Source organism: Aureibaculum sp. 2308TA14-22, from assembly GCF_040538665.1.
Taxonomy (GTDB): Bacteria; Bacteroidota; Bacteroidia; order Flavobacteriales; family Flavobacteriaceae; genus Aureibaculum.
Genome location: NZ_JBEWXT010000001.1, coordinates 3,377,579 through 3,403,175, shown reverse-complemented (window position 1 = coordinate 3,403,175; position 25,597 = coordinate 3,377,579). Strand labels below are relative to the sequence as shown.

General features: G+C 32.4%; 31 protein-coding genes. 14 read left to right on the top strand and 17 right to left on the bottom strand.

Annotated elements, in window-relative coordinates; translation table 11 throughout:
• Nucleotides 1–102: 102 nt before the first annotated feature.
• From U5A88_RS15160 to U5A88_RS15125, 8 genes are all read left to right on the top strand, one after another.
• Nucleotides 103–999, top strand: coding sequence for a DMT family transporter (locus tag U5A88_RS15160; RefSeq protein ID WP_354207847.1), 897 nt, complete (start codon nucleotides 103–105; stop codon nucleotides 997–999).
• Nucleotides 1,000–1,036: 37 nt separating this feature from the next.
• A complete protein-coding gene (locus tag U5A88_RS15155) occupies nucleotides 1,037–1,894 on the top strand; it encodes a YicC/YloC family endoribonuclease (protein ID WP_354207845.1) in 858 nt (285 codons plus the stop codon).
• 126 nt (nucleotides 1,895–2,020) lie between these two features.
• Entirely contained in the window at nucleotides 2,021–2,632 is a 612-nt protein-coding gene (gene gmk / locus U5A88_RS15150) for a guanylate kinase (RefSeq protein ID WP_354207843.1), read from the top strand.
• Nucleotides 2,629–3,210 (top strand): nicotinate (nicotinamide) nucleotide adenylyltransferase, encoded by a 582-nt coding sequence (nadD, locus tag U5A88_RS15145; RefSeq protein ID WP_354207841.1) that lies wholly within the window; start codon nucleotides 2,629–2,631, stop codon nucleotides 3,208–3,210. The genes gmk and nadD overlap by 4 nt, the downstream gene beginning before the upstream one ends.
• A 76-nt stretch (nucleotides 3,211–3,286) precedes the next feature.
• Nucleotides 3,287–4,156, top strand: a complete 870-nt coding sequence (locus U5A88_RS15140; protein WP_354207839.1) for a M23 family metallopeptidase — start codon at nucleotides 3,287–3,289, stop codon at nucleotides 4,154–4,156.
• Entirely contained in the window at nucleotides 4,156–5,652 is a 1,497-nt protein-coding gene (locus tag U5A88_RS15135; RefSeq protein ID WP_354208200.1) for a GH3 auxin-responsive promoter family protein, read from the top strand. The genes U5A88_RS15140 and U5A88_RS15135 overlap by 1 nt, the downstream gene beginning before the upstream one ends.
• Complete coding sequence (locus tag U5A88_RS15130; RefSeq protein WP_354207837.1) at nucleotides 5,649–6,194, top strand: MOSC domain-containing protein; 546 nt, start codon at nucleotides 5,649–5,651, stop codon at nucleotides 6,192–6,194. Before U5A88_RS15135 ends, U5A88_RS15130 begins: the two co-directional genes overlap by 4 nt.
• 59 nt (nucleotides 6,195–6,253) lie before the next feature.
• Nucleotides 6,254–6,475: a hypothetical protein gene (locus U5A88_RS15125; protein ID WP_354207835.1), complete on the top strand. Its 222-nt coding sequence runs from the start codon at nucleotides 6,254–6,256 to the stop codon at nucleotides 6,473–6,475.
• 68 nt (nucleotides 6,476–6,543) lie between these two features.
• On the opposite strand, the gene mscL is transcribed toward U5A88_RS15125, so the two are convergent.
• The 3 genes from mscL to U5A88_RS15110 are packed head-to-tail and all read right to left on the bottom strand — an operon-like array spanning nucleotide 6,544 to nucleotide 8,735.
• Nucleotides 6,544–6,942, bottom strand: a complete 399-nt coding sequence (mscL, locus tag U5A88_RS15120; protein ID WP_354207833.1) for a large conductance mechanosensitive channel protein MscL — start codon at nucleotides 6,940–6,942, stop codon at nucleotides 6,544–6,546.
• A gap of 50 nt (nucleotides 6,943–6,992) precedes the next feature.
• Nucleotides 6,993–8,096 carry an alanine racemase gene (gene alr / locus U5A88_RS15115; protein ID WP_354207832.1) on the bottom strand — a complete coding sequence of 368 codons (1,104 nt, stop codon included), beginning with the start codon at nucleotides 8,094–8,096 and terminating at the stop codon, nucleotides 6,993–6,995.
• A gap of 3 nt (nucleotides 8,097–8,099) precedes the next feature.
• Nucleotides 8,100–8,735 (bottom strand): thymidine kinase, encoded by a 636-nt coding sequence (locus U5A88_RS15110; protein WP_354207831.1) that lies wholly within the window; start codon nucleotides 8,733–8,735, stop codon nucleotides 8,100–8,102.
• Nucleotides 8,736–8,839: 104 nt separating this feature from the next.
• On the opposite strand from U5A88_RS15110, the gene U5A88_RS15105 reads away from it, so the two are divergent.
• A complete protein-coding gene (locus U5A88_RS15105; protein ID WP_354207830.1) occupies nucleotides 8,840–9,547 on the top strand; it encodes a hypothetical protein in 708 nt (235 codons plus the stop codon).
• Between the two features lie 26 nt (nucleotides 9,548–9,573).
• Here the strand turns inward: U5A88_RS15105 and U5A88_RS15100 are convergent, their stop codons facing one another.
• Nucleotides 9,574–9,921 carry an arsenate reductase family protein gene (locus U5A88_RS15100; RefSeq protein WP_354207829.1) on the bottom strand — a complete coding sequence of 116 codons (348 nt, stop codon included), beginning with the start codon at nucleotides 9,919–9,921 and terminating at the stop codon, nucleotides 9,574–9,576.
• A 51-nt stretch (nucleotides 9,922–9,972) separates the two neighbouring features.
• On the opposite strand from U5A88_RS15100, the gene U5A88_RS15095 reads away from it, so the two are divergent.
• Nucleotides 9,973–10,428, top strand: coding sequence for a DinB family protein (locus tag U5A88_RS15095; RefSeq protein WP_354207827.1), 456 nt, complete (start codon nucleotides 9,973–9,975; stop codon nucleotides 10,426–10,428).
• Between the two features lie 43 nt (nucleotides 10,429–10,471).
• A complete protein-coding gene (locus tag U5A88_RS15090) occupies nucleotides 10,472–11,617 on the top strand; it encodes a cystathionine gamma-synthase (protein ID WP_354207825.1) in 1,146 nt (381 codons plus the stop codon).
• On the opposite strand, the gene U5A88_RS15085 is transcribed toward U5A88_RS15090, so the two are convergent.
• The 4 genes from U5A88_RS15085 to U5A88_RS15070 all read right to left on the bottom strand — a co-directional run bounded on the left by U5A88_RS15085 (nucleotide 11,614) and on the right by U5A88_RS15070 (nucleotide 13,752).
• Nucleotides 11,614–12,411: a THC0290_0291 family protein gene (locus U5A88_RS15085; RefSeq protein ID WP_354207824.1), complete on the bottom strand. Its 798-nt coding sequence runs from the start codon at nucleotides 12,409–12,411 to the stop codon at nucleotides 11,614–11,616. The genes U5A88_RS15090 and U5A88_RS15085 overlap by 4 nt on opposite strands.
• Nucleotides 12,412–12,517: 106 nt before the next feature.
• Nucleotides 12,518–12,838 carry an MGMT family protein gene (locus U5A88_RS15080; protein WP_354207822.1) on the bottom strand — a complete coding sequence of 107 codons (321 nt, stop codon included), beginning with the start codon at nucleotides 12,836–12,838 and terminating at the stop codon, nucleotides 12,518–12,520.
• A gap of 32 nt (nucleotides 12,839–12,870) precedes the next feature.
• On the bottom strand, nucleotides 12,871–13,542 hold the full coding sequence (gene trmB, locus U5A88_RS15075; protein ID WP_354207821.1) for a tRNA (guanosine(46)-N7)-methyltransferase TrmB: 672 nt from the start codon (nucleotides 13,540–13,542) through the stop codon (nucleotides 12,871–12,873).
• 12 nt (nucleotides 13,543–13,554) lie between these two features.
• Nucleotides 13,555–13,752, bottom strand: coding sequence for a DUF6341 family protein (locus U5A88_RS15070; RefSeq protein ID WP_354207819.1), 198 nt, complete (start codon nucleotides 13,750–13,752; stop codon nucleotides 13,555–13,557).
• Nucleotides 13,753–13,794: 42 nt separating this feature from the next.
• On the opposite strand from U5A88_RS15070, the gene U5A88_RS15065 reads away from it, so the two are divergent.
• A complete protein-coding gene (locus U5A88_RS15065; protein WP_354207817.1) occupies nucleotides 13,795–14,712 on the top strand; it encodes a DUF6427 family protein in 918 nt (305 codons plus the stop codon).
• On the opposite strand, the gene upp is transcribed toward U5A88_RS15065, so the two are convergent.
• The gene (gene upp / locus U5A88_RS15060; protein WP_354207815.1) at nucleotides 14,707–15,360 is read right to left on the bottom strand and encodes a uracil phosphoribosyltransferase; all 654 of its coding nucleotides are present in this window, start codon (nucleotides 15,358–15,360) and stop codon (nucleotides 14,707–14,709) included. The genes U5A88_RS15065 and upp overlap by 6 nt on opposite strands.
• A 130-nt stretch (nucleotides 15,361–15,490) precedes the next feature.
• Here upp and lysM point away from each other — a divergent pair, with 130 nt between their 5' ends.
• A complete protein-coding gene (gene lysM / locus U5A88_RS15055; RefSeq protein WP_354207813.1) occupies nucleotides 15,491–15,976 on the top strand; it encodes a peptidoglycan-binding protein LysM in 486 nt (161 codons plus the stop codon).
• A gap of 63 nt (nucleotides 15,977–16,039) precedes the next feature.
• Here the strand turns inward: lysM and U5A88_RS15050 are convergent, their stop codons facing one another.
• From U5A88_RS15050 to U5A88_RS15015, 8 genes are all read right to left on the bottom strand, one after another.
• Nucleotides 16,040–17,122: a coiled-coil domain-containing protein gene (locus U5A88_RS15050; protein WP_354207811.1), complete on the bottom strand. Its 1,083-nt coding sequence runs from the start codon at nucleotides 17,120–17,122 to the stop codon at nucleotides 16,040–16,042.
• Nucleotides 17,123–17,199: 77 nt separating this feature from the next.
• Nucleotides 17,200–17,961 carry a hypothetical protein gene (locus U5A88_RS15045; RefSeq protein ID WP_354207810.1) on the bottom strand — a complete coding sequence of 254 codons (762 nt, stop codon included), beginning with the start codon at nucleotides 17,959–17,961 and terminating at the stop codon, nucleotides 17,200–17,202.
• Nucleotides 17,948–18,511, bottom strand: a complete 564-nt coding sequence (locus U5A88_RS15040) for an RNA polymerase sigma factor (protein WP_354207808.1) — start codon at nucleotides 18,509–18,511, stop codon at nucleotides 17,948–17,950. The genes U5A88_RS15045 and U5A88_RS15040 overlap by 14 nt, the downstream gene beginning before the upstream one ends.
• A 77-nt stretch (nucleotides 18,512–18,588) precedes the next feature.
• Nucleotides 18,589–19,443 carry a DUF4846 domain-containing protein gene (locus U5A88_RS15035; protein ID WP_354207807.1) on the bottom strand — a complete coding sequence of 285 codons (855 nt, stop codon included), beginning with the start codon at nucleotides 19,441–19,443 and terminating at the stop codon, nucleotides 18,589–18,591.
• A 167-nt stretch (nucleotides 19,444–19,610) separates the two neighbouring features.
• Nucleotides 19,611–20,690, bottom strand: coding sequence for a bifunctional 3-deoxy-7-phosphoheptulonate synthase/chorismate mutase type II (locus U5A88_RS15030; protein ID WP_354207805.1), 1,080 nt, complete (start codon nucleotides 20,688–20,690; stop codon nucleotides 19,611–19,613).
• An 83-nt stretch (nucleotides 20,691–20,773) separates the two neighbouring features.
• Nucleotides 20,774–21,625 (bottom strand): prephenate dehydrogenase, encoded by an 852-nt coding sequence (locus U5A88_RS15025; protein ID WP_354207803.1) that lies wholly within the window; start codon nucleotides 21,623–21,625, stop codon nucleotides 20,774–20,776.
• Nucleotides 21,625–22,782, bottom strand: a complete 1,158-nt coding sequence (locus U5A88_RS15020; RefSeq protein ID WP_354207802.1) for a pyridoxal phosphate-dependent aminotransferase — start codon at nucleotides 22,780–22,782, stop codon at nucleotides 21,625–21,627. Before U5A88_RS15020 ends, U5A88_RS15025 begins: the two co-directional genes overlap by 1 nt.
• Nucleotides 22,772–23,608, bottom strand: a complete 837-nt coding sequence (locus U5A88_RS15015) for a prephenate dehydratase (RefSeq protein ID WP_354207800.1) — start codon at nucleotides 23,606–23,608, stop codon at nucleotides 22,772–22,774. Before U5A88_RS15015 ends, U5A88_RS15020 begins: the two co-directional genes overlap by 11 nt.
• Nucleotides 23,609–23,906: 298 nt before the next feature.
• Between U5A88_RS15015 and U5A88_RS15010 the strand changes: the two genes are divergently transcribed.
• Nucleotides 23,907–25,505, top strand: a complete 1,599-nt coding sequence (locus U5A88_RS15010; RefSeq protein WP_354207798.1) for a sulfatase family protein — start codon at nucleotides 23,907–23,909, stop codon at nucleotides 25,503–25,505.
• The last annotated feature ends 92 nt before the right edge of the window (nucleotides 25,506–25,597 follow it).

Below are 25,597 nucleotides of genomic sequence, written 5' to 3'. Positions count from 1 at the left end.
TAGCAATAAATTCCGAATATTATTTATAAAGTAATGATTTGATTATGTCAAGTCATTACTTTTTTGTTTTCAGTAAATTTGTCAAAAATCGACTAACCACAAATGAACCCTAGAAATGCCGCCTTACTACTTGCCTTTCTGGCAGCATTGATTTACGGTGTTAGTTATACTGTGGCCAAGGATGTAATGCCCATATATGTAAAACCTTATGCCTTTATTATATTGAGGGTTTTGGGAGCAACCGTTCTATTTTGGGCAATAAGCTTCTTTGCAAAAAAAGAAAAAATTGAACGCCAAGATTATATCAGAATTTTTTTAGCCGCCATTTTCGGAGTGGCATTCAATATGCTTACTTTTTTTAAGGGATTAAGCTTAACAAGCCCAATTAATGCTTCGGTAATTATGCTTACCGTGCCCATTGTTGTGTTACTGCTTTCTACAATTATTTTAAAGGAAAAAGTAAATCTTAAAAAAATTATAGGCATAGCTATAGGGTTGTGCGGAGCGTTTATTTTGATAGTCTATGGTCAGAGCATAAATAGTGGTGAAAATCCACTGTTGGGAAATTTTTTAGTATTTATAAATGCTTCGTTATATAGTTTTTATTTGATTATCGTAAAACGCTTAACTGATAAATACCATCCTTTGACCTTTGTAAAATGGATTTACACATTTGGGTTATTAATGGTAATACCCTTTGGTCTTTCCGAGCTGCAAGAAATACAATGGGAATCTATGTCAACGGATATTTTATTAAAAACGGGGTTTATAATTGTTTTTACTACCTTCTTTACTTATCTCTTCAATTTGTTTGCCTTAACAAAATTAAAACCTACTACACTTAGTATTTTTATCTATTTGCAGCCTGTAATTGCTAGTATTTATGCTTTGTTAACAAACAGTGACACCCTAAGTATTGTTAAAATTTTAGCTACGTTGTTAATTTTTACTGGAGTTTATATGGTAACTATCGTTAGTCAACCTAAACAAATAACATAATTTGCGTAAATTTGCGTAAATCTTACCCTGATATTATATGATACAATCTATGACAGGCTACGGTAAAGCCGTAACTGAACTATCTCAAAAAAAAGTAACTGTAGAAATTAAAACGCTAAACAGTAAAAATTTAGACTTGAATGTTAGGGTGCCTTCAATGTATCGAGAAAAAGAGTTAGAAATTAGAAGCAAATTATCACAACAATTATTTAGAGGAAAAGTAGATTTTACAATTTATATTGAAAGTACTGGAAGCGAAACCACTTCAACCATTAACCAAGAGGTGGTTAATAATTATATAGATCAATTAAGAAGTGTTACCGAGGTCTCATCTGAAAGTTTATTAGAAATTGCAATGCGTTTGCCTGATGTTTTAAAAACGCAGCGTGAAGAATTTGATGAAACTGAATGGTCTGAAATTGAGAAAACAATTGATGAAGCTATAGACGAAGTGCAAGGATTTAGAGCTGACGAAGGTGCTGTTTTAGCACTCGATTTTACTACACGTATCAAAAATATTCAACAATTGTCCAAAGAGGTTAGTACATTAGATGAACAACGTATAGCTCAAGTCCGAGAACGTTTAGAAAAAGCGGTATTAGATTTAAAGCAAAATGTTGATGAAAACAGATTTGAGCAAGAGCTCATTTATTATTTAGAAAAGTTAGATATTACAGAAGAAAAAGTGCGTTTGAATAATCATTTAGATTATTTTTTAGAAGCTTTGCTGAGTAAAGATTCCAATGGGAAAAAACTAGGTTTTATCTGTCAAGAAATTGGTAGGGAAATTAATACTACGGGTTCAAAATCTAATTTTGCTCCAATGCAAAAGGTAGTAGTACAAATGAAAGATGAATTAGAGAAAATTAAGGAACAATTACTAAATGTTTTATAAACGATATTTATAAAAAAACATACTAATTAGTATTTGTTTTTTATAATTATTTGATAGTCAGTGTAAGATTAGAATTACAGCAATTGTTAAAACACCAAACAGTATTTATAAAAGAAAAAGCAATTTATGCCTTCAAATAAAAATTCTAAGCAGAAAAAAGGTAAACTTATTGTGTTTTCCGCTCCTTCTGGTTCGGGTAAAACTACCATTGTAAAGCATTTATTAGGTCTAGAAAATTTAAACTTAGAATTCTCTATTTCTGCCACTTCTCGTGAACCTCGAGGCAAAGAAATTGATGGCAAAGACTATTATTTTATAAGCGCAAAAAAATTCAAAAATCATATTAAGAATGATGATTTTTTAGAATGGGAAGAAGTGTACAGGGATAATTTTTACGGCACACTTAAAAAAGAAGTAGAGCGGATTTGGGCATTAGGTAAACATGTAATTTTTGATATTGATGTAGCTGGTGGTTTACGTATAAAAAAGAAGTTCCCTGAAGAAACCTTAGCCGTTTTTGTTAAACCGCCCAGTATTGATGAACTTAAAATAAGGCTTAAAAAACGTAAGACTGAAAGTGACGACCGCATTAATATGCGAATTGCCAAAGCTTCGGTAGAACTGGCAACCGCACCACAATTTGATAAGGTTATAAAAAATTACGATTTGGATGTGGCCCAAAAAGAAGCTGAAGAGTTGGTAGCTGATTTTGTGGGTGTAAAAAAGAAAAAAAAATGAAAGTCGGCTTGTATTTTGGGACTTTCAACCCTATTCATATTGGACATTTAGCCATTGCCAATCATATGGCAGAATTTTCAGAGCTAGACGAGGTTTGGTTTGTCATTACCCCACACTCCCCATTTAAAAAGAAATCTACTTTATTGACGGACAATCATCGATACCAGTTGGTACAAATTGCAACTGAAGACTATCCAAAACTAAAACCCTCTACCATTGAGTTTGATTTACCTCAACCCAACTATACTATAAACACACTTGTTCATTTAGCTGAAAAATATCCTCAACACAAGTTTAACTTGATTATGGGCGAGGACAATTTGGCCTCGTTCCATAAATGGAAAAATTATGAGGTTATTTTAGAAGATTACAATATCTACGTTTATCCTCGAATTTATAAAGACAAAAAACCAGAAACCCGATTTGACAACCATCCTAAAATCCATATCGTTGACGCCCCGATTATGGAAATTTCGGCTACGTTTATCCGAAAAGCCATTGCCGATAAAAAGAACATACAACCCTTATTACCTTGTAAAGTTTGGAAATATGTGGATGAAATGAATTTTTATAGATAGTTGATTAATTCTATTGACTTGAAATTTTCTTAACCGTTCCAAACTCAAAAAACAGTCGTATATTTGTTTCTTGCGTATGGCTAAACAAAAAGTAAATAAGGCAAAAATCAAAGAAAAGCTAACGTTTAAATACCGCTTTGTGGTGTTAAACGAAGATACATTTGAAGAACGTTTTTCTTTTAAGCTCAATAGGCTTAACGTACTTATTTTAAGTTCTTTATTTTCTGTTTTGCTGGTAGGGTCAACTATTTTTTTAATTGCTTTTACGCCATTAAAAGAATATGTTCCTGGTTATTCATCTACAGCCTTAAAGAAAAAAGCAACCGATTTAGTTTACAAAGTAGACTCCCTGGAACAAAAATTAGCGGTTAACGACGTGTACCTGCAAAACATTCAACAAGTGCTTTCGGGCAAGGTAAAAGACATTGCCATAAATAGAGATTCCATTGAAGAACAGTTGCGTATTGAAGACGTAAGTTTAGACAATACCATTTCTCCCGTTGATTCTGCCTTTAGAGAAGAAGTGGAACGTGAAGATCGGTTTAGTGTTTTTGAAAAAGCTACTAAAAAAACGGATTTGGTTTTCTTTGCCCCTATCTCGGGCAAAATTACCGATGTATATAATCCTGAAGAAAAACATTATGCCATTGATATTGCCGTTGAAAAAGATTCTCCAGTAAAGGCTGTGGCCGACGGTACGGTTATTTTTACCGGGTTTACCGCAGAAACTGGATTTGTGATAATCTTAGAACATCAAAAAGGGTTTTTGTCGGTTTACAAACACAATTCCTCCTTACATAAAGAACAAGGGGATATTGTAAAATCCGGAGAAGCCATTGCCAATGCAGGTTCTACGGGCGAACTCTCTACCGGACCACATTTGCACTTTGAACTCTGGAACGATGGTTTTCCTGTAAATCCAGTAAATTTTATAGATTTTGAATGATGAAGATTAAATCTATTTTAGCGAAACCTATTGCTAAACGTATTCAAAAACGAATCTATAAATGGGCAAATGAACCCGAGAAAACACAAAACAAAGTCTTTAAAAAATTAATCGCTCATGCTAAAAATACTTCATTTGGCAAGGATCACAACTTTGGTAACATCAATTCGTACCAAGATTTTAAACAACAAGTTCCTGTTAGAGATTACGAGGATTTAAAACCTTACATTGAACAGATTTTGCAGGGTAAACCTGATGTACTTTGGCAGGGTAAACCTCTCTATTTTGCAAAAACTTCTGGAACTACTTCAGGTGCCAAATATATTCCACTTACTAAGGAATCCATGCCGTTTCATATTAAAGCAGCAAGGAATGCATTGTTAATGTACATTGCAGAAACAGGCAATGCCGACTTTGTAAATGGCAAAATGATATTTTTACAAGGAAGCCCCATTATTGATGAAAAAAATAGCATCAAAACTGGACGACTTTCGGGTATTGTGGCTCATTATGTGCCTAACTATTTACAAAAAAACAGAATGCCCAGCTGGGAAACCAATTGTATCGAAGATTGGGAGACCAAAGTGGATGCCATTGTTGAAGAAACCTTACAAGAAGATATGACGCTCATTAGTGGTATTCCTTCTTGGGTACAGATGTATTTTGAAAAATTGATGGCCAAAACCGGAAAAAATATCAGCGAGATTTTTCCTAATTTCAATTTATTCGTTTATGGCGGTGTTAATTATGAACCGTACCGGAATAAGTTTGAAAAAATGATCGGTAAAAAAGTGGATTCCATTGAACTGTTCCCCGCTTCTGAAGGGTTTTTTGCTTATCAAGACAAACAAGACGAAAAGGGAATGTTACTGCTCCTAAAGAGCGGCATTTTTTACGAATTTATTAAAGCGGATGAATTTTTTGATGAAAATCCCGAAAGGATTACCGTAGCCGATGTAGAATTAGGTGTAAATTACGTAATACTAATTTCTACCAATGCAGGGCTTTGGGCTTACAATATTGGCGATACCGTTCAATTTACTACCTTAAAACCACACAGAGTTATTGTTTCGGGCAGGATAAAACATTTTATTTCTGCTTTTGGTGAACACGTCATCGCAAAAGAAGTAGAACAGGCTTTACAAGACGCTACTACAGGAACGGATATAGCCGTAAATGAATTTACAGTAGCACCGCAAACTAATCCAGAAAACGGATTACCTTATCACGAATGGTTTATAGAGTTTGAAAAAGAACCAAAGGATATGCTTGATTTTATTGCAAAAGTAGATTCCAGTATGCAACAACAAAATTCTTATTACTATGATTTAATTGTAGGAAACATTTTGCAAACTTTAAAGGTTATTAAAATAAAAAAAGGTGGTTTTCAAAATTATATGAAATCTATTGGTAAATTAGGAGGGCAAAACAAAATACCTAGATTGTCCAACGATAGGAAAATTGCGAATGTTTTAATTAAAAATAAAAAACCTTGAAAATTGTATCTGTAAATATAGGCAAAAAAAAGACTATTCAATGGCGAAATAAAACTTTTGAAACCGGCATTTTTAAATACCCTGTGCAAGAAGCCATTTTTTTAGATACTGAAAATGTAAAGAACGATACTATTGTAAACAGAAAAAGCCATGGCGGTGTTGAAAAAGCCGTTTATGCCTATGGAGAGAACCACTACCATTATTTTAAAGAGCTACACCCCAATTTAGATTGGCAATATGGTATTTTTGGCGAAAACATAACATTCAGTAATTTAGAAGAAACTGAAATTCATATTGGTGAAATTTATCAACTAGGCCGAGCTAAAATACAAGTAAGCAAGTCAAGGCAACCCTGTTTTAAACTAGGTATTCGATTTAATGACCAATCCATTGTAAAACAGTTTTGGAATTCCACCAAATGCGGTGTTTATTTTAAAGTTCTCCAAAGTGGCAATGTAACTATTGGTGATGAATTGATTTTGCTAGAAACAGCCAACGATAATCCCACTATAGCTGAAGCATATCACAGTAAAAAACCTTAGTAATTTAAACCTTTTTATAATCATCTAGTCAAATAGTTTAAATACCAAAAACTATGATTATGAAAAATTTATTTACAATTCTACTAGGAGTTTCCTTACTACTATTTAGTACATCTTGTGTAACTACTGTTAGACCAACACATGTGCGTACAAAAACCGTTTTTATTAAAAAAGCACCGAAATATCATAAAGTGGTTTATGTAAAAGGAAAAAGATATTACGCTTGGGGTGGTAAACATTATAGAAAAACCAGAAAAGGTTATGTTTATGTAAAATTATAAAAAACAAAAAACCCGAGCTTTTCAACTCGGGTCTTAAGGGTAATTGATTTTGGTTATTACGAATATTATTATTTTTTCAATAAATCTCTGATTTCTGCCAAAAGATCTTCTTGAGATGGACCTGCAGGAGCTTCTTCTACTGGGGCTTTCGTCTTATTGTATGCCTTTACCATCATAAACATTACAAAGCCAACAATAATTAAATTGATAATTGTGTTGATCCATGCACCATATCTTATGGTATTTTCAGCCTTAACTACCGTACCATCTGCAGCTAATTCCGCCGGAGATAAAACATGTTTCATAGCGGCAAAATCCATTCCGCCGGCAAAATGACCAACAATAGGCATAATAATGTCATTTACAAATCCGTTAACCACAAGGCCAACAGCACCTGCTAAAATAACAGCAACGGCAAAATCAATAACGTTGCCGGTCATAATAAAATTCTTGAACTCTTTTAACATTTTAGTTTTGTTTAATAGGTTAATAACGACAAATATACAAAAATTAACATTTACTTAACAATTCTTCTCACCCTTCGGGAAATTGCGGTCAAAATCTCGTACGGAATAGTATTTATGCTTATACTTAAATCGTTTACGGTTTCCTGATTGTCAAAAATTATCACTTCATCTCCTTCTTCACAATTTATGTTACTCACATTTACCATAAGCATATCCATACAAACATTACCAACGATTGGAGCTTTGACCCCGTTAATGTGAACATATCCTTTACCATTCCCAAATGCTCTATGAATTCCATCGGCATGGCCTATTGGTATTGTTGCAGTTTTTATTTTTTTTTCAGCTTTATAAGCTCTGTTATATCCAACAGATTGCCCTTTTTTTATGGTATGAATCTGAGAAATAATCGATTTTAAAGAAGCTACATTCCTAAACTGTTTGGTAAATTCTTCATCATTGGCAAAACCGTATAAACCAATTCCCATTCTGACCATATCAAAATGAGTTTCAGGATAATTTAAAATTCCTGAAGTGTTCGCCATATGAGACAGTGGTTGATAATTTAGATTTGATTTAAATTTTTCAATAATTTCTTCAAAGACCTCAATTTGACGTTCAGAAAATTCTTTTTCCTTCAAATCTTCACTGGCTGCCAAATGCGAGAAGATTGAGGCTACTTTTATAGCATTTGTTTCATTTAATATATCAATAACATCATTAGTGTCATCTTCAGAAAACCCTAATCTATTTAAACCTGAATTGAATTTGATATGTATAGGATAATCTTTTTGATTCTCAGTTTTAGCTATTTCTTCAAAAGCTTCTAACACCTGTTTGCAGTATAAGTTGGGCTCTAAACAGTAATTTATAAGCGTTTTAAAATTTACAACTTGTGGGTGTAAGACTAGAATGGGAGTTTTTATTCCAGCCTCTCGTAAAGCAACACCTTCATTAACGTAAGCTACAGCAAAATAATCTACATTTAGCTTTTCTAAATGTTTGGCAACGATACAGGCATCAGTACCGTAACCAAAAGCCTTAACAACTGCTAGAGTCTTTGTTTTCTCTTTAAGCTTTGACTTTAGGTATTCAAAATTATGCTGAAGAGCATTTAAATCAATTTCTAAAACAGTTTCTTGAACTTGAGCCATCTGCTATTTTGATTTAGGTGTAATTTTTTCTGCATCTTTTACTTCTATATGCTTTACTTTCTCCTGAATCATTTCTTTATAATAAGCAGCTCTGCTCAAAGGCTCATATTCTTCTGTTTCCCCAAGAAATACAACCTTATCATTTTTTACCTTTCTATGACTATAATGGGCTAAATTACCTGTTTTAGTGCATACCGCATGTACTTTGGTAACATACTCAGCTGTAGCCATAAGTGCCGGCATAGGTCCAAAAGGATTTCCTTTAAAATCCATATCTAAACCAGCAATAATAACCCTAACACCCCTATTGGCTAAATCGTTACAAACGGCTACGATCTCATCATCAAAGAACTGTGCTTCATCTATACCAACTACGTCAACATCATTAGCCAAAATCCTGATATTTGCAGCTGCGGGCACAGGTGTTGAACGGATTTCGTTGGCATCGTGCGAGACCACATTATCATCATCATAACGCTTATCTACTTCTGGTTTAAAAATCTCAACTTTTTGTTTAGCAAACTGTGCTCTTTTTAATCTGCGTATTAATTCTTCCGTTTTACCCGAAAACATAGAACCACAGATTACCTCAATCCAACCAAATTGTTCTGCCTGATTTACCGTATTTTCGAGAAACATTTTGTAATTTTAAGCGTTGATATATTATAGACTTATTTTTGATTATAGAATCTTAACAAATCTATTAAAAATTAGTCCTACAATAGATATAAAATTATCATTTTATGCACAAAAAATTGGAAGCCGAGCTAGTAAGTCTAGCTCATAGCATTTTACAAATGAAAAACAAGGATGAAGCTCCTGCTTTAAAAGAGAAAGCAAGATTGCTTTATGAAAAGCTTTCTTTACTTGCTTTTGTAGATGATTACGTGGCAACTACACCAAATCTTCAAAAAACCAAAGAAGAACTTATTGAAGAAGTCCAGACAAAAATTGAGAAAAAAACTGTTGTCGCTCCAATTGAGAAAAAAGTTGACCTCCTAAAAAAAATAGAAACCAAATCAAAAGCTCCTAAAAAAGAAGTTGAAGAGAAAAATTTATTTGAGCCTACTTTTGATAAGGTTAAAATTGACATCAAAGGCCTAAAGGCGAATCAAATAAGTTCTAAAGAGGAGTTTCGAGATTCTGTTTCTGCTGATAAAACATCTACCCTTTTTGATGATGACAAACCAAACGAGAAAAAAACATTGAACGATAAAATGTTCAATCAAACTATCCAAATTGGCTTAAATGATAGAATTGCATTTGTGAAAAATCTGTTTAACTTCAGTCAAGCTGATTTCAATAGAGTTTTATCACAACTAAATACTTTAAAAACTGAAAAAGAGGCCAAGGATTTTATATACAATCAGATAAAACCTGACTATGATTGGACAGGAAAAGAAGAATATGAAGCGAGGTTAATTACTATAATTGAAAGAAAATTTTCTTAAACCCAATACTGTAATAAAAAAAATGATTATTTAAGGTGATTTTTTAACGCTTCGATGGTTTTCTTTGCATTTCCAACAAAAATGTCGTTTTCAATGATAATAACTGGTCGTTTTAAAAACGTGTATTCCTCTAAAATTAACTGCTTGTAGTCTTTTTCTGTTAAGGATTGGTTTTTTAAATCCATTGCTGCATATTTCTTAGAACGTTTACTAAACAGTGCTTCATAACTATTGGTTATGGCATACATTTCTTCTAATTGCTTAACAGTAATGGGTTCGGATTTTATTTCTTGTAGTATAAATCCTTGAGTATTAATTTCTTTTAAAATCCTTCGACAAGTATCACAAGTTTTTAAAAAATATATTTTTTTCATTCTATTTGGATTTAAAAATTAATACTTTATTTTCACGCTAAATTAAAAAATATGGACAAACAATTTGATATTTTAAGGGCAAATAGACTTTTAATTCTAAAAATAATTGATAATTATTCTCTAGAACAACTCAATAAAATACCTGAAGGGTTTAAAAATAACATCGCTTGGAACATTGCTCATTTGGTGGTTACTCAGCAATTGTTATGTTATAAATTCTCTGGGCTGCCATTATATGTTTCTGACAAAATGGTAGAGAAATACAAAAAAGGAACAGCTCCTAAAATAGATATAACCCAACAGGAATTGAATGACACAAAAAAGTTTCTGCTCAATTTGGTAGATCAATTTGAGGACGATTATGGGAAAAATATTTTTAAATCATACCAATCTTATACCACAAGTGCAAATGTTACATTAAATTCAATATCTGATGCCATTGAATTTAATAATTTCCATGAAGGGATTCATTTAGGTTATATTTTAGCTTTAAAAAAGATGGTTTAATAATGTTACATTTGTAAATTATATCTTATCAATAAAACAGAACATGAAATTTAACACAAAAACCATACATGGAGGTCAGCAAAATGACCCATCAACTGGAGCAGTAATGCCTCCTATATATCAAACATCTACATATGCTCAAAGTAGCCCGGGCAAGCACAAAGGGTATGAATATTCTAGGGCTGCAAACCCAACACGCACAGCGTTAGAAAACAATTTTGCAGCCATTGAAAACGGCTCTCACGGTTTTGCTTTTTCTTCAGGCTTAGCAGCAACCGATTGTGTATTAAAGTTATTAAGCCCTGGGGATGAAATAATTGCTGGAGATGATTTATATGGAGGTTCATATAGAATGTTTACTAAATTATTTGAAAAATACGGATTGATATTCCACTTTGTAAATATGGAAGATGCTAGTAATGTCGAAAAATATATAAATGAAAAAACAAAACTGATTTGGTTAGAAACTCCTACAAACCCTTTGATGAAAATAGCTGATATTGAGGAAATTTCAAAAAATGTTAAAGCTATTGATAAAAATATTCTTATAGCGGTTGATAATACATTTGCCACTCCTTATTTACAACAACCTTTAGATTTAGGAGCTGATATCGTGATGCATTCTGCTACAAAGTATCTTGGTGGCCATTCGGATTTGGTTATGGGTGCATTGATGGTCAAGGACGAAAAATTAGCAGAACAAATCCATTTTATACAATTTGCCGGAGGTGCCGTAGCTGGACCACAAGATTGTTTTTTGGCTTTAAGAGGTATAAAAACCCTACATTTAAGAGTGCAACGGCATAGTGAAAATGGATTGGCAATTGCACAGTACTTATATTCACACCCAAAAGTAAGTGAAGTTTTTTATCCTGGATTAGAAAACAGCAAAAATTATAGTATCGCTAAAAAGCAAATGAAAAATTTTGGTGGAATGGTTTCGTTTAAACTAAAGGATGAAAGCCAAGAGAGTACGTTTAAGATATTGGAAAGTTTTAAGGTGTTTACTTTGGCTGAATCTTTAGGCGGAGTAGAAAGTTTAGTGAATCATCCTGAAACGATGACACATGCTTCTATTCCTGAAAAGGAAAGAGAAAAAATAGGCATAACAACCAATTTAATAAGATTAAGCGTAGGTATTGAAGATATTGATGATCTTATAAAGGATCTAAAAAATGTTTTAGATTAGTATTTTCTTGCAAAAGTTTCCATGTCAAAAACCACTCCAACACTAAAATAAATTAAGGTATCGTTAAATTTACTTGATGTATCCTTTGCGTCTAAACCATCAAATTTATCGGTAAAGAAATATTGCCAACGGGCATCTAAGACTAAGTCAAAATTATTTAATTTATAACGGGTTCCAGCACTCAAAGTCATAGAAAGAGCATTTTGCTTACCAACATAGACTTCGTCTTGCCATTTTTGAGGCAGTACAGAGGGGTTTGTCATCCAGTCACCTAAGTCAGATGTCAGTTCGGGAGTAAACATATTGAATTGAATCCCAGCACTTATATAAGGAGCAAACCTATCATCATCATTAAACAAAAGTCCGTAATCTTCTAGATTTTTAAAATAATATTCTAAAGCCGTACCAAAATTAATTGATTTTGTTTTCCCTTTCATGGCTCTTAATTCTGCAAGTTCAGCATTGTTAGATCCATCAGCTACATAACGCCCTTTGTGTTCTAAACTATTGTTGAAATAGTATGAAACTTCTGTTTTTAGTTTAAAATGATCAGAAAAATAACTGGCCCCATTTCTCCAATTATAATTACTTCCGTAAAAACTGAGGTAATGGACAACGGCAGCTCCAAAGCTAGTTGCAGTACTACTTGGTAAATGATGTCTTTCACCATAATCCGTTTGCATGGTAACTGGTCCTGTAGTGATGCCAAACTCATGACTAAATTCAACTTGAGCAAAAGCACCAGTCAAAGAAAAAAACATTATTAATGTAAGTAATTTATAAGATCGTTTCATGTACTCTCCCTTTTGGGTCGCAATTTAGTAAAAATAATGCAATGCTTTTATTTAAAAACACTATTAAAACTTAATTTTATTAAAAATATTGCTTGTTTTTTAACAATTAATCTTTTGGATTCCAGAAAACCGACTCAAAATTCAAAATTTTAGCGTCTTTAACTTTAATCCCCTCATTTTCTAATAACTGCTGCATTAGATTAATTCCATTAAAATGGTGCTTACCTGTTAGTACCCCATTTCTATTTACTACTCTATGTGCCGGAATGGTATCATCAAGGCCACTCGCATTCATTGCCCATCCTACCATTCTTGCAGATTTTGCAGCTCCTAAATGTTTGGCTATAGCTCCGTATGAAGTAACTCTACCGTAAGGAATCTTTCTGGCAACTTTGTATACTCTTTCAAAAAAATTATCTTCAGACATATGGTAGACAAAATACTAATTTAAAAAATATTTTAATAGCATGTACTAAATTTAATGTAAGTAATAGCTTTTTCTTGTTCTAAAAATTGTTTTTCATAAAAGGTTTGAACCTGAGTAACTTCTAGCGGACTGTGCGGATTATTATAGATATTATGATGGGCATATAAAACCTCATGGTTCCCTTCTTGTAATAATCCCAATGTGTATCCGTGCAAAAATTCGCTATCTGTTTTTAGGTGAACCACACCCTTGTCTTTAAGTATCTGTTGGTATTTTTTTAAAAAATCTGGATTTGTTAAACGATGTTTCATCCGTTTAAACTTAATTTGAGGATCAGGAAAGGTTATCCAAATTTCACTAATTTCATCAATTCCAAAACACAAATCTATCAACTCAATTTGAGTACGCATAAAAGCTACATTAGTAAGGTTATCTTCTAATGCCGTTTTAGCTCCACGCCAAAAACGTGCACCTTTTATATCAATGCCTATGTAATTTATTTGTGGATTTTGCTTGGCTAGAGCAACTGTATATTCTCCTTTACCACAACCAAGTTCCAAAATAATAGGATTGGTGTTTTTAAAAAAAGTGTGCCATTTAGATTTTAGATGAAAGCCATCAAAAATTTCTTTTCTAGTGGGCTGTAATACATTTGCAAACGTTTCATTCTCGCGAAAGCGTTTTAATTTATTTTTGCTGCCCAAAACATGTTTTTGTTAAAGACTATTTTCTCTTTGATGCTTAACCATTTTACCCAACCAATAAAAAGTTGCAATAAAACTTATAAGTACAACTATAGTATTAAATATATTAGATGCCCACCAACCATCTATAGATCTGAAAAAATCATAAGGAACAAATAAAACATTAGTGAAAAAATCGCCTAAAGCTCTAAAAATATTGTTTGCAATCATAACTTAAGTATATTTACAGGGCAAAAATATGAATAATTACCAATGATTGCCAATTTTTTTAATAAATCAACACCAATAACTACTTTTTCTATTTTTATTTTGTTATTGTTGGTAATTTTAGTGACTACTTTTTCATTACCAACCGTTGATTTTACTCTTTTATTTTTTTTTGAAAGATTGGGTATTCTAGTATTGCTCTTACTGACTCTTTTTTTAGTTCAGTTTATTACCAAGAAAAATGGTTTAATAAAAGACAATGCTTTCGATTTGTTTTTAATGGTAGTCCTTATTGCTATGTTTCCAAAAGTGACTACTGATTATACTTTAATAATATCTCATTTTATTTTGTTATTAGCTTTTAGAAGAATTTACAGCTTAAGAACGATTAAGAACCCCAAAGAAAAATTGTTTGATAGCTCTTTTTACATTGGCATTGCAACTTTAATATATCCTTGGTGTATATTTTACATAATTTTACCTTATATAGCAATTGTTAATTTTAATAAACGTACTGTAAGAAATGTAATAATACCTTTAGTGGGACTTATTACGCCTTTTATTATTTATGGCACCTACTTAATTTTAATTGATGGGTTTGAAAATTTTAACTTAGATTTTACGTATAGCTTTTTATATACCAATTATAATTCACCACAACTATTAATACCTTTAGCCCTATTGCTAGGTTTTTTAATTTGGGTACTAATACCAACTACAATTAAAATTATAACCTTTAAAAGTGAACTTAAAAACTCTTGGTATGTTCTAATGGCTCACTTAATTCTAAGTATTTTAATTGTAGTGCTATCACCAATAAAGGATGGTTCAGAGTTTTTATATCTATTTTTTCCTTTGGCAATAATTTTTACAAATTATCTACAAATTATTAAAGAAAAATGGTTTAAAGAGGTGTTTTTGTATTTATTTTCAATAATAGCAATTATAGGATATTTCTTATAATTTTTCTCCATAGGAAAGGTCTCCGGCATCACCCAGACCTGGTAAAATATAACCCTTAGAGTTCAACTCATCATCAATTGCGGCAATCCACAAATGTGAGTTTTCAGGAAAAACCTTTTTAATATAATTTACACCCTCTATAGAGCCTATTACTGAAACTATATGAATCTGTTTAGGTACGCCATGATTTTTGAGAGCTTTTAGCACATTTTCTAATGTTTTACCCGTGGCCAACATGGGGTCCGCCAATAATAAAGTTTTATTTTCAATAGATGGAGAAGCTAAATAATTTACAATAACTTGAAAATCATCGCTACCATCTGGATGGTGTCTGTAAGCAGAAACAAAAGCATTTTCTGCATTATCAAAATAATTTAACAGGCCTTGATGCAGTGGAAAACCAGCTCGTAATATTGAACACAACACCAATTTATCTTGCAATACAGCAGCCTCTTTCACACCTAATGGGGTCTGTACGTTTTTAGTCTGAAAGTCTAGTGTTTTGCTCAATTCATATGATAAAACCTCCCCAATTCGTTCAATATTTCTTCTAAATCTCATAGAATCCTTTTGAATAGTAGTATCTCTTATCTCTGCTATAAATTGATTTAAAATGGAGTTACTCTCTTCAAGGTTGTGAATTATCATAAAAATTACTTTATACAAAAATACAATTTTCCACAGAATTTTTAATTCCAAAAACCAATACAATTTTTAAAAATATTGTATATTGACGCACTGAATACAAATTATTAATCGATTAAAACAAAATTAAATTATGGGATTATTTTCATTTATTAAAAACGCTGGTGCAAAAATTTTTGGCATTGGTAAAACTACCGAAGAAGAAGCCGCTGAAGATGCAGCAAAAGCTGCTGAACTTGGTCGGGCAAAAGCGGGCAAACTTGTTAATGCTGTTGAAGCTTTAGGCTTTGGAGTAACTGACTTAGACATTACTGTTGATGGTGATTTAGCGACAATTTATGGTGAAGCTGAAAATCAAGCTACGCGAGAAAAAGTAGTATTAGTTGTTGGTAACACAGAAGGTATTGCAAGTGTTGACGATAGAATGACAACTGCAGTTCAAGAACCTGAAGCTCAGTTTCATACTGTAGTTAGTGGTGATTCTTTGAGTAAAATAGCAAAAACGTATTACGGAAACGCTATGAAGTACCCTGTAATATTTGAAGCTAACAAACCAATGTTAACGCATCCTGATAAAATTTATCCAGGTCAAGTATTGCGTATTCCTGCTGAGGACTAAAATATCGCAACATAAAAAGTAAAAAAACCTCCTTATTGGAGGTTTTTTAATTTCAAATTAATTCTATAAATGAAAACGAAGTCCTAATGATATGTTATGCTGCTCTACTAAAGCATCTTTAAAAATTGGGTTTAAATCATATTTCAAATAGAGCATAGTATCTCCAAAACCAGCATATGTACTTAATCCATAAACAAAATTAGGAGTATTGTACTCTCTTTTTATTTTGTCTTTTACCTTATTACCATCCACAGTATACTTCAGTTTTTGTCGTGTACCTAAATTAAACCCTGCATAACCACCAAAACCAAACTTGAATCTATTGTGCGTGTAATACCTAATGCTTTGCTCTGTTTTTCTAATTTTTGAAGAACCTATTTCAAAATGAACAGGGAAAACCAAATTATCCATTCGTAGTTTAGCCTTTTTTAAATCATACTGAAATTCTTGTAATTCAGTTTGACCATTTTCTACTACAAAATAGTTATTGTCTTTAGGTTTTAAACCATTAAATTGAAAGGAAACTCCGTAATTAAATCTTAAAAAATTGGTGTTCTGAAATACTCTTGTCCGCCATTGCCATCCTATTTCAAAAAAACGGCTTCCACCTATTTTGTATGGAGATTCATCCAAGGACTGATTATCAATTAAAGCGTTATTTAAGCCAAAAGCGATTATCAGGTCTGAGTTTGTTCTACGATCATATTTTATTTTTTTAGGTCTTTTGTCTTGTACTAACATTCCAAAGACATAATCATTATCTCTGCTTTTTGCTCCAATACCAATTTCTACGCTTACAGGAGGTAAAGAATCTCTTTTACTTAACACTAATACTTTACCAGCATTTCTTTCTAATAGAGCAATTTTATTGTCAATAATAGCTATCCTGTTTTCAATATTAAGGGCTCTTTTTTTAGCAACTTCTTCTTTTAAACTTTGAGCTTCATCTTCAGTTATTTCTTTTTTTTCTAACTTATTATTGATAGCCTTAACTTCTATTTTCAATGCCTCTTTTTCTTGTAAAATCACTTGCTCTTTCTGCTCTTTTAAGGCTTCTATTTTAGTTTTTTGATAATCTTCTTGAGCAGTTAAACTTTGTACGCTCAATAAGATAAGAGCTACTAATACATGTATCATAATTTTCATAATAAATTGATTTATTTGTTATAACCACCTTTTGTGGCGAATAGGTATTTTTTAATGATTAATAAAATATTTGAGGCTTAATTGTCTTTAGCGGCAATAGCATTTTTGGTTTCAAATATTCCTTTTTTAAGTAAGTCGAAAAGTTGATCTTTTAGTGGTTTATTTAATTCGTCTTCCACTTCGTAAAGTAAAGTAAGAGCATCAATTGATTGGTTTTGACGGAATATTTTATTTTGCAATAGTTCTTGTTGAGCTTTTATAATTAATGAATCAACCTCTGAATCTGTTACATCTTCATCATTTTGTTCTAGTTTATTTACTTTGGCAATTACCTCAGCAATTTTTTGTTGGATTATTTTTTCCGTACTGACCTTCTCTTTTTGCAACTCTACCTCCAATTTCGGAATAACCGTAGCAACTTCTATAATTTCATCTTTTTGAGGGTAATTGTTTAATTTTTCAGGCTTTATTTGTGCGGGCTTATCCGATACTTCTATTTTTTCTTGTTTATCTCTAGTTGTATTAACAATTTGTACCTCCTCTATATTTTCTAGCAATGGAGTAGCCTCGTCATTTTTTATTTCTGTACTATCTTTATTAGTGTCAACAATAGTATCAGTAGCATTAGTATCAGTTTTATCATAATTGAAGTAAATTGTAGAAATAATAAGCAGTCCCGCAAAACAAGCGGCAATTCCTAACCATAAATAGTTGTTTTTTTTAGATTTTTGCGGTGTATCCAGTTTTTCGGAAATTTTATCCCAAGCAGTGAGATTAGGTTTAATTTCCCGCTTCTCTAGTGCATCTTTTATATGTTGTTCAAATTTATTTGGTGCCATAGCCTATAATTTTCTGTTGCTTTAATTTTTCTTGAAGCATTTTTCGTGCTCTAAACAATTGCGATTTTGATGTGCTTTCTGTAATATCAAGCATTTTAGCAATTTCTTGATGCTTGTATCCTTCAACTGTATAAAGTATAAAAACAGCTTTATATCCAGTAGGTAGGGCATCAATTAACAGTTGTATGTGAGCAACATCTAGTTCAGAAGATTGTGATATATTTAATTCATTATTCCGTTCAAAAACGTCATCATCGTAAACCACAAATTGTTGTTTTCTTAGATAGGATATCGATTCTCTAATCATTATTTTTCGTACCCAACCTTCAAAACTACCTTCATGTCTAAAAGAACTTAAATGCTTAAAAACTTTTACAAATCCATTAATCATAACATCTTCCGCAAAGTGCATATCTTTAATATATTGCCTGCAAATACTCAACATTTTAGGTGCGTACTTTTCATACAAAGCTTGTTGTGCTTGCCTATCTGATGAGGCAGCCTTTGTAATCAATTGCTTTTCGTTGGTATAAAATGGAATAATCTTCAATGATTTTGTTTTCTATAAATATAGACGTATTGAATTTAGAAATAGTTGCCTGAAAGGAAAATAAATTTTTGTAGCGGTTAAAACCTCCTCAAATTATTTTTGCTGAAATTCCACTCTGGAGTCTTTAGTTGCTCCAGATTTTTAGCATTGTACCAAGGGGAAATATCGGTGTTATTAAAATTCTTCAGCACATGGATTTCCTGTGCTGGCATATAGCTTTGTGCCAATAAAAATACTTTTTCTCCCTTATCATTTTTAGCTATATCAACTATAATTACCGCATGGCCCGGGCTTCCGCCCTGTATAAAAACATCACCTATCTGCATCTCTTCAACAGCAACTTTTTTCATTTCTTTTTCTAATGATAGCGTACCTGCATAACTAAAGACCATAGTTAAATATTTATCAAAATTAGCTCTAGAGTCAGTTTTGGTATTACCATTATACCAGCTTACTTTGTTCCCTTTTACTGAAATCCGCTGTCCGTTTCTCCATTTGCTGTATTTGGCATCAAATCCGTTAGTGAAATTGAAACGGATGCTGTCATATTTTTTTTGTTCGTATAAATAATCTGCTCGCAAACGCATGGCTGCATCAGCACATTGTTGCAAATCGCGTTTACCTACGCTCATATCTAAAATAGCAATATGTACATCTTGGCGGTTTTTTAAATTTCCATTAAATAGATGCACTTTTTTACCGTGTTCCTTTAATGGATAGTTTTGCAGAAAATACCCAAATGAGTTTTTTCCTAGCGAATACCTTTTATAACCTTTTGGCGGATTGAATCTAGTTTTTAGGGTTTTCCCTTCAGGATTTATCAGATTTTCTTGTAAAGAAATCGAAATAGCTGAAACCAAAGGGGTTTTATTGGTGTTCTTTTTTTTGCAAGACAACAGCAGAAGTATTAAAAGAGGAATGTATAATTTCATAGGTTTTGAATTATCAAAAATTGTACCATTGAAAAGATTGATATTTGTAATTTTCGATTCATAAACTTTGAATGAAATTACTAAAAGAGCTACTATTAAAAAAGTCCTACTTTGTTTTGAAAACAAAATAGGACTTAATCCGTTAATTATATTTCAAAAATTGAATACTAGCTATTCACAATTTTTTCTTGATGAGCTATTGATTCCTGATGAATAGATTTGAATATTTTTTCTACAAAACCTTCACTTAATCCGTGTTGTTCTCCTTCTTTTAGCATCCCTTGAATAACTTCTTGCCATCTGGTTCTTTGCAAAATAGCAACATTACTCTCTTTTTTTACTTTCCCAATATTCTCTACAACGTCCATTCTTTCTGATAATAAAGTAATTAGTTGTTTGTCTAATGAGGTAATCTCTTCACGCAGTCCAGTTAATTTTTTTAGCGAGTCCTTTTCTACAACTCTATCTTTTCGCACCTTAAGATCTTCAGTAATCTGCTTTAATCTGTTTGGCGTAATTTGTTGTTTCGCATCGCTCCAAGCATTGTCAGGATCGTAATGCGTTTCAATCATTAATCCTTCAAATTTTAAATCTAAAGCCTTCTGGCATACATCAAAAATACCGTCACGTTCACCACAAATATGTGAAGGATCACAAATAATAGGTAATGTTGGGAATCTATTTTTTAAATCAATTGGAATTTGCCATTGTGGAATGTTTCTATACTTAGTCTTTTTAAAAGATGAGAAACCACGATGGATGGCTCCTAAATTTTTAATGCCCATAGCATGTAAACGCTCAATAGCACCAATCCATAAGGCCAAATCAGGGTTAATTGGGTTTTTTACCAACACAATTTTGTCAGTACCCTGTAAAGCATCAGCAATCTCTTGAACCGCAAATGGGTTAACAGTAGTTCTGGCTCCAATCCAAATAATATCAATATCAAATTCTAATGCTAATTTGGCATGTTCAGCATTGGCAACCTCAACAGTAGTTAACATTCCTGTTTCCTCTTTAACCTTGGATATCCAAGGTAATGCTTTTACACCATTACCTTCAAAATTTCCAGGCCTTGTTCTGGGTTTCCAGATACCTGCTCTAAAAACTGTGGCATCTGTTTCTTTTAATTGATGTGCTATTTTTAGCACTTGTTCTTCAGTTTCTGCACTACATGGACCGGCAATTACTAAAGGATGGCTCAATTCCATCTTTTTTAACCATGTTGAAAAGTCTGTTGTTTCCATTTTTTTCTATTTGCTATTAAATACTAATATGTATTCTATTGTTATTATTTATTTTTATTATCTATTGATTATTAAATACTTATCTACTTAACAATACCATCTAGTATGTTTTTTATCCTGTTGGTATTCTCCATAATAGTATAAACTTCTTCATTTGAGCCTTTTTCAATCTTATTTTTAAAGGTTTCTAGGTTCTTTATATACTCATTTAGAGATTTTAGTACGTTTTCTTTGTTCTGCAGAAAAATAGGTGTCCACATTGCTGGAGAACTTTTTGCCAAACGTACAGTAGATCTAAATCCACTACCTGCCATATTAAAAATATTTTTTTCGTTAGGCTCAATTTCTAAGACCGTTTTCCCAAGCATAAAAGCACTGATATGTGATAAATGCGAAACATAAGCAATATGTTTGTCGTGTTCATCGGCATTCATAAAAGTAATTCGCATTTGTAATTCATCAAAGATTTGTAATGCTTTATCTAATGTTTTCTTGTCGGAGGCTTCTTTATCACAAATAATATTGATTTTTTTGGTAAACAAACCGCTAAAAGCAGCTTCAGGTCCTGAAAATTCCGTACCTGCTATAGGATGAACGGCTACATAATTTTTTCGATTAGGATGGTTTTTTGTCTGATTACAAACTTGTTCCTTTACCGAGCCAACATCAAAAACCAATGTATTTTCATTAATTCCGTCCAAAACTGATTTGGTTACTGTTGGAATAGCATCCGCAGGAACGGCAACAATAACAATATCGGCTGTAGCAATATCATTTTCAGTTCCAATAACATCAATAATACCCAATTCTAATGCTTTTTGGGTGTGATTCTCATTCTTATCTATGCCAATAATATGTCGATTGCCTTTTTTCTTTAAGTCAATTGCCATTGAACCTCCAATTAACCCTAAACCGATTACAACTATTTTTTCCATTATACGCTTTTAGTTAAAATTCGTTGTAAAACTTGAGTTAGTATTTCTTCCGATACACAAAGTGACAATCTAATATAACCTTCACCATTAGAGCCAAAAATTGTTCCCGGTGCTAAAAACACGTCATATGTATATAATAAATCATCTGCCGTTTGCTCTGCTGTTAATCCAATAGGTAATTTAGCCCAAACAAATAACCCGGAAGCATTTTTATCATAAGTACAACCTAGAGCATCTGCAATCTGCCAAGCTACGTTTCGACGTTTTTCATAAATCAAATTTAAGTTAGCAAACCAACTTTGATCAGATTGCAAGGCTGCAATAGCTCCTTGCTGAATTCCGTAAAACATGCCAGAATCCATATTGCTTTTTACTTGCAAAACTGTAGTAATATTTTCAGCAGATCCTAATAACATTCCCACTCGCCACCCTGCCATATTAAAGGTTTTGCTCAATGAATTTAGTTCTAAGGCAACTTTTTTAGCCCCTTTTACGCTTAAAATACTTAGCGGATTATCATTTAAAACAAAACTATATGGATTATCATTAATTAATAAAATACCATGTTTCTCAGCAAAAGCTACTAAATCTTCATATAACTTTTTAGTTGGATTTTTACCCGTTGGCATATGTGGATAATTAACCCACATTAATTTTACTTTTGACAAGTCGTGTTTTTCTAATTCCGCTGTATCTGGATACCAATTGGTATCATCATTCAAATCATAATAAACAGGTTCAGCCTCCAACAAATTAGTTACGGAGGTGTAAGTAGGATAACCAGGATTGGGAATCAAAACTTGATCCCCAGCATTTAAAAAAGCCATTGAAATATGCATTATTCCTTCTTTTGAACCCATTAAAGGCAAAATTTCATTTTCAGGATTTATTTCAACACCGTAATATTTATTATAAAAATCAGCAATTGAAGTCCTAAATTCAGGTAAACCTTGGTAACTCTGGTAACCATGTATATTATTTTGCTCCAAAGCATTTTGCATAGCCCTGCTCACCGTAATTGGCGGATCTAAATCCGGACTGCCAATACCAATATTGATTATAGGCTTTCCTTCTGCTTTTAGCTGACGAACCTCTCTTAATTTTTTAGAGAAGTAATACTCTTGAACGCTATTTAATCTATTAGCTTTAGTTGGCATGTTTACGTTTACTTTGTTCGTATTCTCCTAAAATTTTTAACTCACTTACTTTTCCATTTACCGTTTCAATTGCTTTTTGAAACTGATCATAATCATCAAATACCACATCTGCAAAAAAGGCATAATTCCAAGGGTTATCAATAATAGGTAGTGACTGTATTTTGGATAAATTCATATTGAAGTCCGCAAAAATACGTAAAACGTCTGATAAACTTCCTGTTTCATGGTGTGTTATAAAACGCAATGAGGCTTTGTTCACTTTACTCGGTCTTGTAATATTTCCGTTACTTTTCTTCAAAATAAAAAATCGGGTATAGTTCTGCTTTCTGGTTTGTATTTCGCTTTCTATAATATTTAAATTATAAATTTCTGCTGCCTTTTTGCTAGCAATGGCAGCAATTCCTTTCAGTTTTTTATCATTAATTTGTTTGGCAACTTCTGCAGTATCTGTTTCTTCTACTAATTTTATGTGCGGGTAAGCTCTAAAGAATTTTCTACACTGCAATATTGCCATTGGATGCGACCAAACTTCTTTTATATCCTGTAAAGACTGACCTTTCAACCCCATTAAATTATGATGAATAGGCAAATGAACCTCGCCTTGAATTTTTAAATCGAATTCGTTAATCAATGCATAATTAGATAAAATTGACCCTGCTAAGGTATTTTCAATCGCCATTACTGCACCATCTACCCTGTTGTCATTGAGCATTTGTGGCATTTCATCAAAAGACAGACATTCCTTTAAAGTAATGTTCTCACCAAAATACTGATGTGCCACAATATGGTGGAACGAACCCATTATACCTTGAATTGCTATATTCATTTTTAAATCAGTTCATAAAAAAAGCCTCGAATTAACGAGGCTTCTATATGATTGTGTTTACATATTATTGTTTAAAAACACTTACAAAGCCTCGCTTCATCTTATAAAAATAAAAGAAGTAAAAATAAGCTTGCCAAGTGTTATTTAATTTCATTTTTTACAAATTGAAAAGACAAAGCTATACTTAAAATTTAAAAAAACAAATTTTTTTAGTGATTTGTCTTGTTTTTTGCAGATTTTACAAATACTTATATGATTATTTAAGGAAATCTTATATTTTTAAAGTTAAATTTATCTCATGAGAAAAGTAATATTCATTTTAATTTTAATTCTTTTTGTTTCTTCCTGTAGCAAACAGCAGAAAAACAATAAACCAAAAACAGATGAACAGCCCAAGCCAAATATTGTCTTTATCATGTCTGATGATCACGCTTATCAGGCCATAAGTGCATATTCTGATAAATTGATACAGACCCCGAATATAGATCGAATTGCCAATGAAGGTATACTTTTTAACAATGCCACCGTTACCAATTCCATCTGTGCACCTTCACGAGCGGTCATCCTTACGGGAAAACACAGTCATTTGAACGGTAAAATTGATAATATCAGCAAATTTGATACTACCAATGTAACTTTTCCGCAACTGCTTCAAAATGCAGGCTATCAGACAGTAATGTTCGGTAAATTGCATTTTGGTAACAATCCCAAGGGCTTTGATGAGTTTAAAATCTTGCCTGGGCAGGGTAGTTATTACAACCCAAGGTTTATTACTCAACAAGGTGATACTACAATAACTGGCTACGTTACTGATATTACCACTGACTTAGCCTTAGATTGGTTACAAAACAGGAGAGTAAAAGACAAACCTTTTCTCTTAATGTATTTGCATAAAGCACCACACAGAGCATGGTATCCTGATGAAAAACACTATAAAGAGTTTACCAAAAAAACCTTTCCATTACCAGAAACACTTTTTGATGATTATGCAGACAGAGTTGCTGCAAGCACCGCAGAAATGAGCATTTTAAAGCACATGCATTTATCTTACGACAATAAGGTAGATAAGGAAGTTTTAAAAAGAATGGGGATCTTCAAGGGCTTGGCAAGGTCAGAAACTAGACGAATGACACCAGAACAAAGGGAAAATTGGGATAGTGTTTACAACCCTATTATTGATGAGTTTGAAAAACGTTATCCTACTATGGATGATAAACAATTAATGGAGTGGAAATACCAACGTTACCTGCAAGATTATTTGGGTACCATTGCCTCCGTTGATGATAATGTGGGGAGAGTATTGGATTATTTAGATAAAGAAAAATTAGCTGAAAACACCATTGTTGTTTATACTTCCGATCAAGGTTTTTATTTAGGTGAACACGGATGGTTTGATAAGCGGTTTATGTACAACGAATCGTTTAAAACACCTTTATTGATTAAGTGGCCAAACAAAATTACTGCAGGCACAACCGAAGAGGAAATGGTACAAAACTTAGATTTTGCTCAAACTTTCCTTGAAATTGCTGGTGTAAATGCCCCCAAAGATATGCAGGGTAAAAGTCTTGTCCCATTGTTGACAGGAGAAAAAGAAAAATGGGATAGAGATGCTGTGTACTACCATTATTACGAATATCCTGGTGAGCATACGGTAAAACGACATTACGGAATAGCGACCAAGGAATACAAAATCATTCACTTTTACCACGATATAGATGTTTGGGAATTTTACGACCGTAAAAAAGACCCACAAGAAATGAATAACCTTATCAATAATAAAGAGTATGCTGATGAAATTGCAGAAATGAAACAAAAATTGAAAGACACAAGAACCAAGTATAAAGATTCTGAAACATTGGATAATCATTATATCAATCTGTATAAAAATAGAAAGTGATTTTACCTTTTTGATTTTTAAAAAATTATATCCTTCCAAAAAAGATGTGATATGTAGTACATAATACAAATTTTAGTATCTTCGCATCTCCT